This is a genomic window from Moraxella sp. CTOTU47616 (genome assembly GCF_032017465.1).
GTDB classification, from domain to species: domain Bacteria; phylum Pseudomonadota; class Gammaproteobacteria; order Pseudomonadales; family Moraxellaceae; genus Faucicola; species Faucicola tetraodonis.
Genome location: NZ_DALZPU010000001.1, coordinates 441997 through 456525, shown reverse-complemented (window position 1 = coordinate 456525; position 14529 = coordinate 441997). Strand labels below are relative to the sequence as shown.

At 45.1% G+C, this 14529-nt stretch carries 20 protein-coding genes; 3 read left to right on the top strand and 17 right to left on the bottom strand.

Annotation, left to right across the window (positions count from 1 at the left end; all coding sequences use genetic code 11):
• Window positions 1-201: 201 nt before the first annotated feature.
• The 7 genes from RTS10_RS02015 to RTS10_RS01985 all read right to left on the bottom strand — a co-directional run bounded on the left by RTS10_RS02015 (window position 202) and on the right by RTS10_RS01985 (window position 5890).
• The gene (locus RTS10_RS02015) at window positions 202-1362 is read right to left on the bottom strand and encodes a tyrosine-type recombinase/integrase (RefSeq protein WP_312538979.1); all 1161 of its coding nucleotides are present in this window, start codon (window positions 1360-1362) and stop codon (window positions 202-204) included.
• Between the two features lie 144 nt (window positions 1363-1506).
• Window positions 1507-2067 carry a glutathione S-transferase family protein gene (locus RTS10_RS02010; protein WP_312538977.1) on the bottom strand — a complete coding sequence of 187 codons (561 nt, stop codon included), beginning with the start codon at window positions 2065-2067 and terminating at the stop codon, window positions 1507-1509.
• Between the two features lie 162 nt (window positions 2068-2229).
• On the bottom strand, window positions 2230-2448 hold the full coding sequence (locus tag RTS10_RS02005) for a TraR/DksA C4-type zinc finger protein (RefSeq protein ID WP_312538976.1): 219 nt from the start codon (window positions 2446-2448) through the stop codon (window positions 2230-2232).
• Between the two features lie 72 nt (window positions 2449-2520).
• On the bottom strand, window positions 2521-5184 hold the full coding sequence (locus RTS10_RS02000; protein WP_312538975.1) for a toprim domain-containing protein: 2664 nt from the start codon (window positions 5182-5184) through the stop codon (window positions 2521-2523).
• Window positions 5181-5402, bottom strand: coding sequence for an ogr/Delta-like zinc finger family protein (locus tag RTS10_RS01995; protein WP_160002107.1), 222 nt, complete (start codon window positions 5400-5402; stop codon window positions 5181-5183). The genes RTS10_RS02000 and RTS10_RS01995 overlap by 4 nt, the downstream gene beginning before the upstream one ends.
• A gap of 7 nt (window positions 5403-5409) precedes the next feature.
• Window positions 5410-5673, bottom strand: a complete 264-nt coding sequence (locus tag RTS10_RS01990; RefSeq protein WP_312538973.1) for a hypothetical protein — start codon at window positions 5671-5673, stop codon at window positions 5410-5412.
• Window positions 5663-5890 carry a hypothetical protein gene (locus tag RTS10_RS01985; RefSeq protein WP_312538972.1) on the bottom strand — a complete coding sequence of 76 codons (228 nt, stop codon included), beginning with the start codon at window positions 5888-5890 and terminating at the stop codon, window positions 5663-5665. The genes RTS10_RS01990 and RTS10_RS01985 overlap by 11 nt, the downstream gene beginning before the upstream one ends.
• A gap of 127 nt (window positions 5891-6017) precedes the next feature.
• Here RTS10_RS01985 and RTS10_RS01980 point away from each other — a divergent pair, with 127 nt between their 5' ends.
• Window positions 6018-6341, top strand: a complete 324-nt coding sequence (locus RTS10_RS01980; RefSeq protein ID WP_312538971.1) for a helix-turn-helix domain-containing protein — start codon at window positions 6018-6020, stop codon at window positions 6339-6341.
• Between the two features lie 43 nt (window positions 6342-6384).
• Here RTS10_RS01980 and RTS10_RS01975 read toward each other — a convergent pair whose 3' ends face one another.
• The 4 genes from RTS10_RS01975 to RTS10_RS01960 are packed head-to-tail and all read right to left on the bottom strand — an operon-like array spanning window position 6385 to window position 7721.
• Window positions 6385-6633, bottom strand: a complete 249-nt coding sequence (locus RTS10_RS01975; RefSeq protein WP_312538970.1) for a hypothetical protein — start codon at window positions 6631-6633, stop codon at window positions 6385-6387.
• Window positions 6630-7022, bottom strand: coding sequence for a hypothetical protein (locus tag RTS10_RS01970; RefSeq protein ID WP_160002102.1), 393 nt, complete (start codon window positions 7020-7022; stop codon window positions 6630-6632). Before RTS10_RS01970 ends, RTS10_RS01975 begins: the two co-directional genes overlap by 4 nt.
• Entirely contained in the window at window positions 7015-7200 is a 186-nt protein-coding gene (locus RTS10_RS01965) for a hypothetical protein (protein WP_312538969.1), read from the bottom strand. The genes RTS10_RS01970 and RTS10_RS01965 overlap by 8 nt, the downstream gene beginning before the upstream one ends.
• A complete protein-coding gene (locus RTS10_RS01960) occupies window positions 7200-7721 on the bottom strand; it encodes a hypothetical protein (protein WP_312538968.1) in 522 nt (173 codons plus the stop codon). Before RTS10_RS01960 ends, RTS10_RS01965 begins: the two co-directional genes overlap by 1 nt.
• A 396-nt stretch (window positions 7722-8117) precedes the next feature.
• On the opposite strand from RTS10_RS01960, the gene RTS10_RS01955 reads away from it, so the two are divergent.
• Both RTS10_RS01955 and RTS10_RS01950 read left to right on the top strand, forming a co-directional pair.
• A complete protein-coding gene (locus tag RTS10_RS01955; RefSeq protein ID WP_312538966.1) occupies window positions 8118-8549 on the top strand; it encodes a hypothetical protein in 432 nt (143 codons plus the stop codon).
• 9 nt (window positions 8550-8558) lie between these two features.
• Entirely contained in the window at window positions 8559-8849 is a 291-nt protein-coding gene (locus RTS10_RS01950; protein ID WP_312538964.1) for a YdcA family protein, read from the top strand.
• A 221-nt stretch (window positions 8850-9070) separates the two neighbouring features.
• On the opposite strand, the gene RTS10_RS01945 is transcribed toward RTS10_RS01950, so the two are convergent.
• The 6 genes from RTS10_RS01945 to RTS10_RS01920 form a co-directional block, all read right to left on the bottom strand.
• Complete coding sequence (locus RTS10_RS01945; RefSeq protein ID WP_312538962.1) at window positions 9071-10117, bottom strand: contractile injection system protein, VgrG/Pvc8 family; 1047 nt, start codon at window positions 10115-10117, stop codon at window positions 9071-9073.
• Window positions 10118-10126: 9 nt separating this feature from the next.
• Window positions 10127-10558, bottom strand: a complete 432-nt coding sequence (locus RTS10_RS01940) for a phage tail protein (RefSeq protein ID WP_312538960.1) — start codon at window positions 10556-10558, stop codon at window positions 10127-10129.
• The gene (locus RTS10_RS01935; RefSeq protein ID WP_312538958.1) at window positions 10558-13227 is read right to left on the bottom strand and encodes a phage tail tape measure protein; all 2670 of its coding nucleotides are present in this window, start codon (window positions 13225-13227) and stop codon (window positions 10558-10560) included. Before RTS10_RS01935 ends, RTS10_RS01940 begins: the two co-directional genes overlap by 1 nt.
• A gap of 20 nt (window positions 13228-13247) precedes the next feature.
• The gene (locus RTS10_RS01930; protein ID WP_312538957.1) at window positions 13248-13355 is read right to left on the bottom strand and encodes a GpE family phage tail protein; all 108 of its coding nucleotides are present in this window, start codon (window positions 13353-13355) and stop codon (window positions 13248-13250) included.
• Between the two features lie 35 nt (window positions 13356-13390).
• Window positions 13391-13840 (bottom strand): phage tail assembly protein, encoded by a 450-nt coding sequence (locus tag RTS10_RS01925; RefSeq protein ID WP_312538955.1) that lies wholly within the window; start codon window positions 13838-13840, stop codon window positions 13391-13393.
• A gap of 134 nt (window positions 13841-13974) precedes the next feature.
• Window positions 13975-14490 (bottom strand): phage major tail tube protein, encoded by a 516-nt coding sequence (locus tag RTS10_RS01920; RefSeq protein WP_312538954.1) that lies wholly within the window; start codon window positions 14488-14490, stop codon window positions 13975-13977.
• Window positions 14491-14529: the final 39 nt, after the last annotated feature.

Genomic DNA, 14529 nt, shown 5'->3' with positions numbered 1-14529 from the left:
TTATAGCAACGGTTTGCGAAGTGTGTAGCCCACGAAGGTGATTTTCATGGGCTGAGTGGTTTTAGCATAGTTAATAATAACCGTTGGTATATAAGACCTCGCGCTGTTTTTGCAGTTGTGAGGTTTTTGCGTTTATATGGGCTGTAATATGGTCAAAAAATTAAGCCACTCGTTTTGAGTGGCTTTTTTTGTGTGGTGAAATTATTGCAGGGCGTTGGCTAGGTTTTTTATGATGTGGTTTGCATCCTTGGGAATAAATTTGCCATAGTGACGGTGAATCATATCAGTGTTGGTATGTCCAAGCTGATTGGCAAGCCATTCTGCTGTCACTGCACCTGTCGATAGCACTTGGCTTGCATAGGTGTGCCTGCCATTATTGACAGGTCGGTATCTAACCCCACAGGAGTCAAGATGGGCAGTCCATCGTCTTGATAACTGGCTATATGTAAAATGGCTGATCTCATCATACCAAAGCCAAGTGAGCGATTGTGATTTTATCCTTTTGTTGTCGCGGTCTGTGATAGCGATTGTATTTTTGGGATTGTTTTTGACTTGGTTGATTTGTGATTGTAAGGCGTCGATAACTTCGGGCAATAAATCAACTTGGCGTTTGCGGCGGCGGTTTTTTGTTACGCGGTATTGGTCACGAACAAAACTGCGATTGACGAATAAGCAGCCTTTTTCTAGGTCTAAATCTTCGACCGCCAAACTTATCAGTTCGTGGAATGACAATCCGCTCCACAGCATGACTGTATAAAGGTTATGCAGGGTAGGGGTTGTTGGGTGGTTTAATATCCTTGTTATTTCGTCGCGGTCAAATGGGTCGATATCATCTGGGTCAGTTTGTCCTAGTGATATGTACTTGGTTGGGTCGTTGACGGTTTTTTGATGTCTTGCCCAGTAGCTGTAAATTTTTCGCCATAACATTATTATTTCTTTGACTGTTTTGGTCGATAGTTTTTGTAATAGTACGTTATAAACCCATTCCTCTATATCTTCTACCCCAATCTTAGCGATAGGTTTCATGCCCCAATATGGTTCGATGTGGGTTTTGACTTTGCTGTCGTAGGTGTCAAATGATATTTTGGCGACTTTGTTGGTCTCAACTTTTCGCCATTGGTGGATATAGTATCCAAAATAGCGGTCAGCTCTCTTCGATGAGTCGGGGAATACGGTATCACGGTCAAAAATACCCATGCGTAGTTGCTGGGCTATCATGTCGGCAGTGGCTTTGGCGGCGGCAAGGTTGGCATCGGTGGGTGGGCTGTTATGTATAGTTTCGCGGTGACGCTCACCGTCGATTTTCCACCAGATTCTGATGGCGGTTTTGAGTGGTTCAATGCCTGATGATATTTTTTGCATGAGGTATCCTTAATTTCAGATTTGGATAGGTCTTTTTACGCTCGTTTTTGGGACAAACGAAGGGTTAAAAACACGGCTTTTTTGCCGTGTTTCTACCGTGTTTTTTTGGTGGTAAAAAATAAAGGTGATTTGGTGATATTTTTACTATCTTTGGGTTAAAGCGTGCGCGATTGCCCAATCTGCGTGTGATTGCCAATTGGTGATTTTATGGTGATTGCTGGGTGATTTTGGGGTGATACGATACGCCAACGGCAGTTTTAGATAGTATTTTTTATCTTCACGCTGGATGTGTACTTCCATTTTATCTGTGATTCTCTTAATCGCTGTCATGAATTGCTGTTTGGTGTAGTCTTTGGCGTAATCATCGTAAGCAAGGATAGTCTGACCTTCAGCTATTTTGTCGATAAAAATATGCAATAGGGTTCTAGTCTTATCGGCGACAACAGGCACAATTTTGCCTTTAACCCGTATTGATAAATCGTCACCGAAGGTAAAGCCTTCATTACGAGCTTTGTTTTGGTAATAACGGTTTAAGTCGTGTAGGTCAAACAGTCTGCCGTCCATACGAATTAAGGTCTCGCGATCTAATTGCTCAACGCTTTTGAGTGTGCCTGGTTCTGAGATGGCGTTGATGTGGCTGACAACATTTTTGATATTGGCACTTAAAAAGATGTCGCTATGGGATTTGAAGAGCTGCATTTTCATGATGGGTGTCCTGTGAAAGTTTTACTTGGCATTGGTCACAAATAACGCCAATGCCTTGTTGATAGATACAAATATTAGCAGGTCTATAATCGTGACAAACGTCACATTGGCATGGTTGAAACTTTTTATATTCTTTGTCGCCATGCCAGATACTTTTGGGTCTCATTGCCATAACAATGACCATCGCTGTCTTTTGTCAAAGTACTGTTGGCAATCTATACAGCGAGTTACGCCGCCTAATTTTTGACGTTCTGGTGGGATTGGTTCGCCACAGTCTTTACATTCTGTTAACGATGGGCGATTGAATTTTGGGGCGTTGGCAATGGCTCGCTCGATGGATTGTTGGGCGACGTCATTGGCTTGGTCGATAATGTCGGTCATCGTATTTTTCCTATTCAGTGGATTACTTCGGGCATAGCCCTTGTCTTGCGAACGGGCAAAGCGGTGCTTTGCTTATCCGTTCTCAGGTTTAGTAAAAATCCAGCACTTCATGGTTTTAAAGCCATCAATTACTGACATAACGCTGATATTGCTATCAACGAATTTATAACGGCTGCTATTTTTGAGCAGGCGTTTCATTTGGGTGATGTCTGGTAAGTCTTGGTAATTTTCCCTTGCTACCTTATAAAAATGGTTGAGATTGATACCGATTTTTCGACTTTGGTCGTTTATGTTGGTATGACAAACAAACTTGCCTGTTGACATCAAAAACTCGAAGACGCTCCAGAATTTATCAACGTCTGGGTGGTCGGCTTGTAAGCGTTGAACTCGGGTTTGCGCCATTTCAAATAATGCTTGCTTGGCTTGTTCCGCTTGTTGGTCCGTCATCAATCCAGACAGTACATGTGTTTGCAGACAGTCAATCATGGCGGCTATTTGTGCATGATTGAGGGCAATACGAGTATGGGTAACACCAAACTCGTGATAGCGTGCCTCATACATACGGATTCGCTGTTGGTAAGTTTCTAAAATCGCTTGTTCATTTTTCAGTGCATGCGCCATAAAACGACTGGTTAGCTCGATGGGTAACCGGTCAAGGCTGTCGACGATGTGCTTGGTCTCTAGCGTCTGACCATCCCGTGTCAATTTGACATGGATAATACGGGTTAGCATCGCCTCACTGGCTTGGATTTCCTCATTTTGGCTAATCATCACGGCGGCACGAAATGGCGGACTGTAAGTGTCATTGCCATTGTTTTTGACGCCTTTAGAGCGGATGGAGCGACCATTAAACGCGTCTTTGAGTGAGTCCCACTCAAAGGTTTTAAACGACTTGGCTTTGCCGTCTTCGTCGTTACGGTCGCCTTCGATTAGGGCGATAGGTAGGTTTGCGACTTGGGCAAAGTTGCGGTACACCGCCACGCTTGTAGATTTTGATGGGTCGAAACCTTCGTAGTCTTCTCGACCTGAGAGTTTCCACATAAATTCAAGCAGACGTGATTTACCCGCACCTGCTTGTCCTACCAATTCAAAAAACGGATATGAGCGATCAAGTCCGCGGATTTGCTCGGCGAAGTAAGTGCCAAGCCACCAAGCCATGACGATGGTGCCATAAGCACCGCGAACGCGATGAAAGTTATGCCACCAACTAAAATCAGGCTTATCTTTGGTGTTAATGTGCAATACAGGGTCATTGGCCAATGATTTGATTTCAAGGCGACCGATTTTGTAATAGTCTTGGCTGTTTTTGGCGACGACTTTGCCTTTGGATATTGCCACATCATTAAAGATATAGGCTTGGTGCTCTTTGGCGTAACCAATAAAGTCCGTGGTTTTGACTTCTTTTAGCCCCTCCATTTGGTGCTTGGCGATGATATCTAATTGCATAGCTGATCCTGTCCAAAGTACACCCGCAAAAACCGATAACAAACGCGGTTTTAATTTACTGGGACTAGATAACTGGTCGCCTGTGATAGTGGTTTGCTTGTCGCCTTTGTTGGTGGTGACTCGGGTGAAGTACCAGGATTCGTCTGTGACGTCGTTTCGCTGAAAATACAGAGCTTCGAGTTTGGCATTTAAAATCTCATGGGTGGTCGATGTCTGGCGAACAAACTTTGCCATCTGCTCATCTTCCCCTTGAATATCCCCTAACATATCTTCAATCTCATGGGCTTCAACATCAATGAGTTTGGATAGTTTGGCGGTGTCAAGCTCAAACCAGTAAGTGCGATTACCATGCTCAAAGTAAAATTGTGATAGCTTGGTGTGCATATAGCGGATGACCGCTGCGTCGGTCGGTGATTTTGCGGTAAGCAAGTCACCAAAGTAACGGTATTTTTTGAGATACTCGTCTGTTAGTTGCCCGAGTTCGTGCAGGTCGTTCCAGTCAAGCTTTTTGTGTTTGTCATACGGCGGTTGGGCAGCGACACTCTCAAATCCGATTTTTTTGGCTTGTTCGATAAATTGCTTGGTGTAGCGTTGCCCTGCGGCGTCATTGTCAAAAGCCCATACAAGAGTTGGTAATGTTTGGCGTTTTTCATCGTATTTTGCCTTTAATTCGTATAATGAATTTTCTGGGAAATTAACGCAGCTTAGTGGGCTGACAGTGGCAAGCCCATGCTCTGCTAATGCGATAGCATCAAAGATACCTTCACAAATCCATATTTCTTTTGGCATCAAAGCGTTTGATGGGTGCCACCACCAGTAGCCATTAATTTTGTAGCCATATTTGAAGTTGGCTTTTTTGTCAAAACGGTCTACTTGGTCGATAAAACGCTCCCACCAGCCACCGTTGGGTAAGGCAAAACGCACCGTGGCAGTGCCTTGGTTTAGCGAATTACTAAAGTAAGATTCTTGGCTATAGCTACCTTTAATTTTGCTGATATCCAAGCCTCTGCCTTCTTTAAGGTAGGCATCGGCGGCTGCGTTGGGGTTGGTTTCAGTGCGGACGTAGGTTTTTGACCAGTCTTTGAATAGATCGTCAAATAGTTCCTTAACATGGATTTCCAAACCGCATTTATTGAGCCGCCCGCATTTGACGACGCGGGGGCTATGGGCATGGGTGAAAAGTGACTTTTTGCTACAGTCTGGGCATACGCCTTCACGTAGCCATTCGCCGACTTGTTTAAAGCCGTACTCGGATTTCAGACGCGAGACGACTTGGTCATTAATACTCATCGTGGTTGTCCTTTTAGGAGCTGCCCTGTTATTTCAGGTTTTGGGGCAAGGCTTGGTTGGATTTGTCTTGCTATCTCGACATAGACGCTGGCGCTAAATAAGCAATCTGCATTGCGACAAGTGGCTGTCAGTTCTTTTAATAGTTCATTCATCTGACGGTGCCGTGCGGTAGTCATTTTGCTACCGCAATGCGGACATCTGATATATGCCGTTGACATACGACCTCTATTGCTTGGTTGGGTTTAGCACGGTAAAACCACCGTGTGGCAGGTGATATTTCACCGTTTGTTTCATCGCTGACTGTGGGTTATTCTTACGGTGCTCGGCGATGATTTGTTGGCTTCTCTCCACAATCATCTGACGTGCTGCTTTACCCTGGATGGCTAAATCTTGGATGCGCATGGCTTCTAAAAAGTCATTAAGTTCTTTTTGATTGAGGTAGGCATAGATACGATGGTCGCGGATATTTTGATACTGTCTATACGCCACGAGACACCTCCCCATCTTGGGTGATTGATGCCAATGCGGTAAGGGAGTCAGTGACCAAGTCATTAAGAGCGCCTTGGTATTCTGGGTCTTTTGCTTGATGGTCAGCTAGTATCTCATTGACCAATTCTTGGATGCTTGAGCCTTTTTTGTAGGCTGTGACTTTGAGGTAGGTGTGCATGCTTTCAGGGGTACGCACCGCCAACATTTTGGTTGTCATCGTGATTGTCCTTTTTATAAAGGGTTGGTTGGAAAAGGTGTTAAAATGTTTTTGCTAGATTTTTAACAATTTAACAAGGTTTATTTTGACTTATAAAAATGTTTAAGTCAATAAGGTATTTATAAAAATGTTAAACAACGAAATTATAAGTGAGCGACTACGCTCCGAAAGATTGCGACTCGGCTTGAAACAAACGGATGTATTAAAATCGATTGATGTCGCTATTGCCACGCTTTCCAACTATGAAACAGGTAAGCGTTCACCCGACCTTGAATTTTTGCTCAAGTTAGGGGGTTTGGGCTATGACGTAGGTTATGTGGTGACCGGTCAACGGGTCGAAGGTGGGGCAGTGGTATTGCCTCCAGACGAGAACGAATGGCTGGAAATTTATCGTGGGCTTGGCGTTGATGACCGTGAGCGACTTATGAAAATGGCGAAGTCACTGTTGTAAAAAACCCCTGTCAAGTGACAAGGGTTTTTCTGGAACTAACTATTTAGTTGCCTGTTTGAGATGGCATTGGTGGCTTATCATAATTATCGACGAATGGGCAATCATTGTTAATGATGTTTTGCATCTCTGCGTATGCCCAACCTGTGACGTTGGCAATGTCGGCAAAGATGGCTTGTAGTTGGGCGGTGTCAATATCCGCCTTTAAGCCTTGGTTTGCCAGTTTTGCCATGACGGCGGTGTAATTAGTGATGCGGTTAAGCTCGTGACTTACGGTGTGTAATTGCTGGGTCATGATTTAATTCCTTGTATAAAATCGGTGATTTGGTGGATAACATCCCAGACAATTTTGTTTAGATCGTTTGATTGTGCCGTCGTTGGTTGCTCTGTGTTTGATTGGGTCGCCGTCGCTTTTTGTGACATCAGGTCTGCGTATCTGGCTAGTAGTATTTGGGTTGAGCTTAAGGTTAAGGCAATTTCATGTCGTTTGGCGTTGTACGTCCAGTCGATGTTGTCTCTAAATTTACCCTCTTTAATCATATCTTTCAAGGTCTCGACCAATTCATCACGACAGGATTTGTCGTAATCGGTCAGCTCTTCGAGGTGGTCAACAAGGTCAAACAGGTAAACGACAAAACGCCGTTTACCGTTGATTAAGGCTCGTTTGATGGGGAGCTTAGACATTGGCAAGCTCCTTTTCGTAGGCTTTAATGACCGCGTAGGCTTGCCACGGGTCAATCAGGCATTGGTGTTGGAGTGCCATTAAATAGCCGTCCATCATGGTACGTTTGTCACGGTTGTATTGGTCGTGAGCAAGGTAAGCTTTGAAACGATTGATTAAGGCTAAGGTTTCCTCTGACATTATGCCACCTCCGCTAATTGGGCTTTAACTATTGGTTGATTGAGGTTGATTAGCGTGGCGATGGGCAGACGGTAGGCAAGGCGTGGCTCACCTTGACCCGTGGTATCGATTGATTGCTCACTGATAATCTCTGCTTCGACACCACCCAATAAGGTCATGATGGTGCGAAATTCGAGGCTCGTTAAATCAGCTATGGGTAACGATACGTCGTCTAATAATCCACTAATGCGCTCAAATGATAGATAAAGTAAGCCTTGTTTAAGTTGGCTTGGTCGATCGGTAAGCGTAGTTAAATCTAATTGCCCTGCGATGATGGCGTTGTTGATGATGCGCCATAGCGTGCTAACTTGGATGGGTAATGGGGTGTGTAGCCGATTGGTCGGCTTGGTGAGCTGGTCAATGATGGTACGCTGAGACGCCTCGATGCGCTTGGCGGCGTGACGGCGTTGGGGGATGCCATAGATACGGCGTTTGATGTGGCTTAATAGATTTGGCTTGGTTGCCAAGGCGATTGTGGTCATGATGACCTCCTGTTTGTATTTTCTGAAATTTCCCCATTCTGATATGGGGTGCCAAGAGGTTCAGAAGCCGCAAACAGACGGCTGGGATTATTCCCCCGAAGGGTATTGTATTCTCCGCCCTCTCGACGTAAGGTTTTTGACCTGCGTCATTATATAAAATCTGTCATAGGATAAAAATGCAAATCTGAAAATTTCATTTAAGAAATTTTCCTTGCAATCCTAAAATTGCGATGCAATTTTGACGGATTTCAGGCGTAAAAATACCGCAATCTGTCGGGGGCGGTAGTCCGCTGTTTGTTAAGGTTCTGACACCTCTTAATTTCATAGTAAAACTTTCACTGGATTTTTGCAAGGGGTTTTGTTAAATTGTTGACAATTTAACAAGGGTAGATAAATGTGGGTAAATATTTAGTTCTCATTGGTTGTTTTCTATTAGTAGGCTGCGGGGATAAACCTAGTCCGCAAACATCTACAGCTTCTGCCCCTAACGATTATCATGATGATTCACAGACGACAAAATCAAACCCTGATATTGATAAATTGGTGGCGTCGATACCTAATCTTAAACAAGGTTTGAAAGAAAGCCACCTACAAGTTGAGAAAATAGAACACGGTCAATATACCGCTGATGATATAAAGTTGTCCCATGGCGAAATCAAAAAAGGTGATATTAGCTATAACTTCTACACCTCTGCACCCAGCGATAAGCTACCTTGCCCTTTATTGCGTACATTTATGATTGATAAACGAGGGGAGCAATGGTTTCCACGTAATAAAACCGCGAATTATTTAATGACAGGTAATTGTTCTTTACCACCAGAAAATTAAGGATACATAATGAATAAAATATTAATCTCTTTAGTTGCTTTGGTTGCATTTTCTGCCAATGCTCAAAATTATCCATGCTCTGGCAAAAAAGGTGGCGTGGCATCTTGTACCGCAGAAGGCAAATTTATGTGTAATAACGGTACTATTAGTCATTCAAAATTTACGTGTAGTGGGTATGGTGTAACAGGTAAAGTCACTAAAGCCACCCAATCAACTAAATCTACGAATAAAAAAACTGCAAAACCGCAAACTAAAACAAAGAATAATGTTAGTGTAGCGGACAATCCTTTTGCGAAATAATATTAATTTAATAAAAACCCTGCTCAATCGGCAGGGTTTTTTGATAAAAGAAAGCCACCGCTTAATCTGTCGCTAACAGTCAGAGGCGGCGGGCGCATTTTAAATAAAAAATCAAGGCTTGGGGCTGAAATCCGTACACGATGAGACGGCAGTCTTATTCGTCACCGCTACATCACGATGTAGCGGTACTTATCTCGACACACCCAAGCAAGGTTATTATACTATTTTTTTGTTTTTTCGTCTGTAGATTTATCAACAGGCTTTACCCCAAATTCAGCACTAATCGGCGCGGTCAAGTCAAGCTGCGTAGTCAATCCCTGCGATTTGCTATAGCTATGCGTGGCTTTGTCCACTGTCCATTTCAAACTATCAATTTCAACCTTGAACCCCTGAAGCTCAATGGGCGATTCAGTACTAATTGCTGGATAACCAAACGCACAGTTAATGCTAAATTTACCTTGTTCACCCTCGATGCGTTTTTTCTCAGCATTGGCGGCGGCGGTAGCAGTCTTTTCATCCTTAAAATTGCCTTTTAATCTTTTGGGTTTTTGCCCGTCCTTGTCGGTGTTGACCGTTACTTTTTTGGCTTGCTTGGCGTCATGGTAAGTGGCTTGTACGTTATCAACGTCACCTTGTCGGTCTTCAATACTGAAACGGAACTGGTCCCCCTTGTCACGTTTTAGTACAGTCAGCGTAAGCGGTTGCCCAGAGACGGTTTTGTTCTCGTAGGGCTGAAAGATAAGTAACTTACCGTGTTTGACGTTGACGACCGCCCCAAACTGCCAACAAAGCCGAGTTAGTAAGTGCAGGTCGGACTCATCGGTCTGATCGATGTGCCCGACTTCAATGTTCATCAAGTAGTCAGTCATAGCAAGTTCCAGCTCATGACGAGTGGCGACTTCTTTGGCAATTTCGCCCAACTTTTTATCATGATAGCTTTGGGTGCGTCCAGACTTAAGACTGCCTTTCATATCAGCTGATTTGGCTTTTACAGTGATGGTATCGGGTGTGCCACCCCATTCAACGCTATCGACCGTATATGTCCCCATGTCATGGACACCGGCATCGATGTAGCCCATCCAACATTGCAGTTTGACGCCTCGCTTTGGCATAGCAAGTTTGCCGTCGTGATCATCAAGGGTGAGAGAAAGCTCATCGGCATCGCCTGACTTGTTATCGGTAACGGATACATCCATCAAACGTGACATGATGGCGTCGTCGAGTGGCTCGTTGTCGGCTGTTAGGCGGATGATGGGGGTTCTTAGCATGATATCACCTTAATATTGCTGGCTTTCGGGAATATCGGATGATTTGTCCGCTTGGATGCGGTTGTCATCAACCCGTGTCAATTTGAGTGTGCCGTCAACTTTGCGCGGTACACCATTGATTGTCAAAAAGCTACGGTTATCATCGATGCTATCGATAGCAAATACCCCATAAATATAGCCACTGCCATCTATTAGCACATATCCTGCGCCTGTATCTGCCATCTCTGCCAAGTCATCCACGGATTGGCGATTGCCAAAGCCGTGTTCCTGGTATATCAAAAATGGGATAGAGATGGTTTCCTCACCGGTACCAGTAAACTGATATTGCGGGCGACCTTGGGCGATGTCATTGCTGGCGAATGACCAATTGCGCGTGCGCTGTATCTCATTAAACGTGAGCGTGTCGACGCTAAATACAAATTGTCCTAACGATAAAATCATTATGTCCAAGCCTGTGGTAAGTCATATAACGCGGTGTTATTTGTGGTTTGCCCTAGTTTTGCTTTAGCCAGTTCTTGGGCGACTAGCTGGGCAATGTCGGCAGGTGATTGAGTCGGAGCGGCATTCACAATAATAGTAATCGGTGCGGCTGCCTGTGCATTGGCATAACCACCGTTTGCCATTGATGCGGTAATTGGCTTACGGGTGTCAAATTTGATTTGACTGGTATCCATCGCGCTGCGCAAGTTATCTGAGGTTTTAATCATAGAGGCAATGGGCGAGTCATTGGCTAAAATACCTTGACTTAAGCCCTGCATCATAAAATCGCCGTAGCTGGCAAATACCCGAGAGGGCGAATGAATGCCCATCAGGCTAGTAAATGATGATTTGATTCGTGAAGCAGCAGACTGAATACTACCCACGACTGAATCGATGCGGCTTGCAATACCATTGCGTAAACCGTCCATGATTTGACCGCCTACAGTCATCATCTGACCTACCAGTCCACTAAAATAGGCGACAATTCTGCCGGGTATCCCTGCGACATAAGCAATCATATTGGTTGCGCCATTAACAATCGACTGCCACATACTAGATGCGCCTGCCGATATATTTGCCCAGAGTGCCGAAAATTTGGGTCCTAATGTACCCCAGTTCGCCCAAACGTATAAAGCGGCAGCCGCAATAAGCCCGATGATTGCTAAAATAGGGTTGGTCATAAATGCCATGCCTACGGCTCGGATAATCGGGATAAGCCCCATAAAGACGCGCCCAATTAGCCCTACCGCAGAAACCACAGCAGACCCGATAAAGGAAAATGCCGTGATAATGCCGCGCCCCAGGGTAAGTAACCCACTAATCATACCCGCGCCACTGGTCAACGTCGCAATAGATGCGCGAAGCAAGGCTAACGGACCCAATACTGATAAAACCACTGTGGCAATCGTCCCAAACACAGCAAACGCTACCACAATGGCGGTAATACCGATGGCTATGGCTTTGGTGGTGTTGGGGTATTGCTGCATCAGTTTGAGCATACCTTGCATGGCGGATGTGGCGGTCTGCAATGCGCTGGTATACATGGGCAAAATGGCCGTGCCAAGCTCTAGTAATGTATCGTGGAATTTTGCTTTGGCGTCTAGCTCTTGACCTGCTGCTGTGCCTTTGGCTTTGCCGTACAGCTGCTCAATGCCGTCGGCGCCTGCGTTTAATATGGCGTTTTTGTGGATTTGCGCACGCTGCATATACATTTGTGCAAACATGCTGGAGGCAGTCCGGTTGCTAAAGATACTGCCGATAGCGTCCATCACCGCGCTGTCTTCAGTGATGCCTTTGGCGTTGATGGCTGGAATTAGTACTTGTTCCATCCATTTAAACTGGTCTTTTTTAAATAACTCTGCCCCTTTGATGGCGCCAATATCTAAGTAGGCATTTTGCCCTACTTTATCTTCACGCGCCTTTGATTTATCTTTGATTAATCCAAAGCTATCAAGATTATTCATTGCCCGTTTGGTGGTGCGACCTTGATACAGGTTTTGGTAAGCGGACATCATCGCGGTACCAACACGAAAACCGCCCATTTCTTGAACCAGTGGCTCCATCGTGTAGTAAAAGGCTTTGTTGTCCATTTGTTTGGCGGCGACACCGCCAGTTTTAATCACGTTTAGCCATTCCTCGGCTTGAACGCGTCCACCGGTGGCGGTGATCACTTGCTGGATAATGTCGGCTTGTTCTTTAAACGCTTTGTCACTTTTTAAGCCGTTTCGCATTTCGATGACTTTGAGCATGTCCATGAATTTTTTTTCATTTTCATGCCCTTGGTCATTGCCATACATGGCTGCGTTGGCAAATTTCATCTTAGCCAGTAGTGGCGCGGCCATCTGTGCGTGATGTTCATCGGCGAATGCGGTCATGCCATCTCGTACCAACTGCAAGTTATCAAGCGTTGATGTGCCGTAAGTGTTCATGGCTTTGGCGTATTTTAAAGCATCCTTGGTAGCGGCATCACCCAAGCCGAGTGACGCGATACGGGCAGTTTCGGTCTGAAAATGTTTGGACTCGTTGACGGCTTTTGATATACCGTATGCGCCTATTACGCCATACATCGCCGCTGATTGCGCCGTGCCTTTGAGCGAGTTAATAGCAGCTTGTTCTTTAGCGGATTGGGCTTGGATTTTTCGCACGCGATCAAGCCGCTGTTGTTGCCGTGTGAGTTCTCGGTTTGCCTGGGCGATAGATGCGGCAAGGCGTACCTGTTCGCTGGATAACCGATTGGTATTAATACCCGCCGCCTGCATCGCCGCTTTCATTTCTTGGAGCTTGATTGCTTCGTTTTGGGCTTTTGAGCTGATTTTATCAAACGCGGCCTGTGCTCGTTGTAGCTGTGAAGCAAGCTTTTGCGTCGGTACACCGACTTGGTTAATGGTAGTTTTGAGTGAGTCGAGCTTGGCTTTTGCTTGTTGTACTTTTTGGTTGGTTTGCTCAAGTGAGCGTGTTAACTCTTGAAAAGCGGTGATGCGACCTTGTTTTCTTTCCAAGTCATTGAGTGCTGATTTGGCTTTTTTAAAGGCTTGACTGGCCTTGTCTACTTGGCTTTGGATGTTACGCAGCGGTGCAGACATACGGTCAATGAGTTGGAGGGTTGCGGATAAGTCTAAATTGCGCGCCATGTCTGCTCCGGCTGTTAAGTTTATTTTTTGGTTTCTGAGCGTTGTCTTGCTTTGTCATGCCACAGCATTAAGTCTTCAATACTCATGTGATTGCACACGTCAGGCGACCAATGAAACACCACTGCCAAGTCGGCAATGATGTCGTCTACGTCATGCGGTAGGGTTAGTGGTTCTCGGCTTGTGCTTGCTCTTTGATGCGCTCCGCCTTTGGTTGAAAAAAACCGATAATCGCCGAGGCAATATTAAGCAGGTCAACGGGGTCAAGGCTTGCGACCTCCGCTTCAGTCAAAATCGGGGTAGAGACACGTGGGGCAATCTTAATCACGGTATCGACGTCTGACTGTAATAAATCAAACAGTTTAACGTTGCGAAGGCGACCTGCATCGGGCTTGGTAATGGTCACAGTGGTGATGGTCTGCTCACCACGGATAATTGGGGTATCAAGCTCCACGGTTTCGGTGTTTGGGTCTTTAGGTAGTTCTTGCTTCATAGTTTTTTTCTCTGATTTTGATAGTTTATCGGCATGTTCTTGTAAGACTTTTCTGTTGTACTCATTAACTTCATCAACGTGTTCAGCAGAATAAGCTTTCATTAGATGTGGTTCTTGCATCATAAACCCTTATCTTTTCAACAATGGATTAAGGAAATGGGTGATTAATATTCTCTGTATTAATCTGACCATCGTTGCCTTGGTGAGCCATCACCTCACCAACTAGCTAATAGCCACGTTACCCACTGATTGATGATTTATAAGCCTAACAGGTTGTTAATTTCGCTGGTTTTGTCGACGCCGCCGACGTTAAAGATGCCATTGACAATATCAAGCTCTAATAATTCCACACCATCATCTACAACGCGTAAATAAGTGACACTGTAGGTCAAGTCTTGCTCATTGATGTTGCCAAGCTCCTGATCGCCAAGCTGTAGCTTAGTGACTGAACCGCGCATATAGACTTCGCGCACGACATGTTGACAGGTGTCTTGGCGTTCGTAGGCACCAACATAACGAATCGGTAAGGCATCTACAGCACATTCTGAGAGCTGGGCAAAATGGCGGGTATCGATGCCCGTGTAGGTGATTGTGGCTTCAAGCTTTTCAAAGCCCATATCCAAATCAATGCTACCGATCATCCCTGCGCCACGAAATTCCTCAGTGGTTTTTGCAATCTCGGGTAGTGAAAGTGTTTTTGCAACGCCTGCGTAGCTATCACCATCGACAAAGACGTTAAAATTCTTGAGTACGGCGGGAAGTTTTTTTGCCATGTTATATTCCTTAAATGGGCGTATTCGCAACGCCCTAAT

Bases quoted from the DNA above. Each gene is read 5' to 3' on its own strand.
- RTS10_RS01935 (WP_312538958.1), bottom strand. From the start codon at position 13,227: ATGGCGCGCAATTTAGACTTATCCGCAACCCTCCAACTCATTGACCGT.
- RTS10_RS02010 (WP_312538977.1), bottom strand. From the start codon at position 2,067: ATGAAAATGCAGCTCTTCAAATCCCATAGCGACATCTTTTTAAGTGCC.
- RTS10_RS01960 (WP_312538968.1), bottom strand. From the start codon at position 7,721: ATGACCACAATCGCCTTGGCAACCAAGCCAAATCTATTAAGCCACATC.
- RTS10_RS02005 (WP_312538976.1), bottom strand. From the start codon at position 2,448: ATGACCGACATTATCGACCAAGCCAATGACGTCGCCCAACAATCCATC.
- RTS10_RS02000 (WP_312538975.1), bottom strand. From the start codon at position 5,184: ATGAGTATTAATGACCAAGTCGTCTCGCGTCTGAAATCCGAGTACGGC.
- RTS10_RS01970 (WP_160002102.1), bottom strand. From the start codon at position 7,022: ATGTCTAAGCTCCCCATCAAACGAGCCTTAATCAACGGTAAACGGCGT.
- RTS10_RS02015 (WP_312538979.1), bottom strand. From the start codon at position 1,362: ATGCAAAAAATATCATCAGGCATTGAACCACTCAAAACCGCCATCAGA.
- RTS10_RS01980 (WP_312538971.1), top strand. From the start codon at position 6,018: ATGTTAAACAACGAAATTATAAGTGAGCGACTACGCTCCGAAAGATTG.
- RTS10_RS01945 (WP_312538962.1), bottom strand. From the start codon at position 10,117: ATGCTAAGAACCCCCATCATCCGCCTAACAGCCGACAACGAGCCACTC.
- RTS10_RS01975 (WP_312538970.1), bottom strand. From the start codon at position 6,633: ATGACCCAGCAATTACACACCGTAAGTCACGAGCTTAACCGCATCACT.
- RTS10_RS01940 (WP_312538960.1), bottom strand. From the start codon at position 10,558: ATGATTTTATCGTTAGGACAATTTGTATTTAGCGTCGACACGCTCACG.
- RTS10_RS01925 (WP_312538955.1), bottom strand. From the start codon at position 13,840: ATGATGCAAGAACCACATCTAATGAAAGCTTATTCTGCTGAACACGTT.
- RTS10_RS01950 (WP_312538964.1), top strand. From the start codon at position 8,559: ATGAATAAAATATTAATCTCTTTAGTTGCTTTGGTTGCATTTTCTGCC.
- RTS10_RS01995 (WP_160002107.1), bottom strand. From the start codon at position 5,402: ATGTCAACGGCATATATCAGATGTCCGCATTGCGGTAGCAAAATGACT.
- RTS10_RS01965 (WP_312538969.1), bottom strand. From the start codon at position 7,200: ATGTCAGAGGAAACCTTAGCCTTAATCAATCGTTTCAAAGCTTACCTT.
- RTS10_RS01920 (WP_312538954.1), bottom strand. From the start codon at position 14,490: ATGGCAAAAAAACTTCCCGCCGTACTCAAGAATTTTAACGTCTTTGTC.
- RTS10_RS01985 (WP_312538972.1), bottom strand. From the start codon at position 5,890: ATGACAACCAAAATGTTGGCGGTGCGTACCCCTGAAAGCATGCACACC.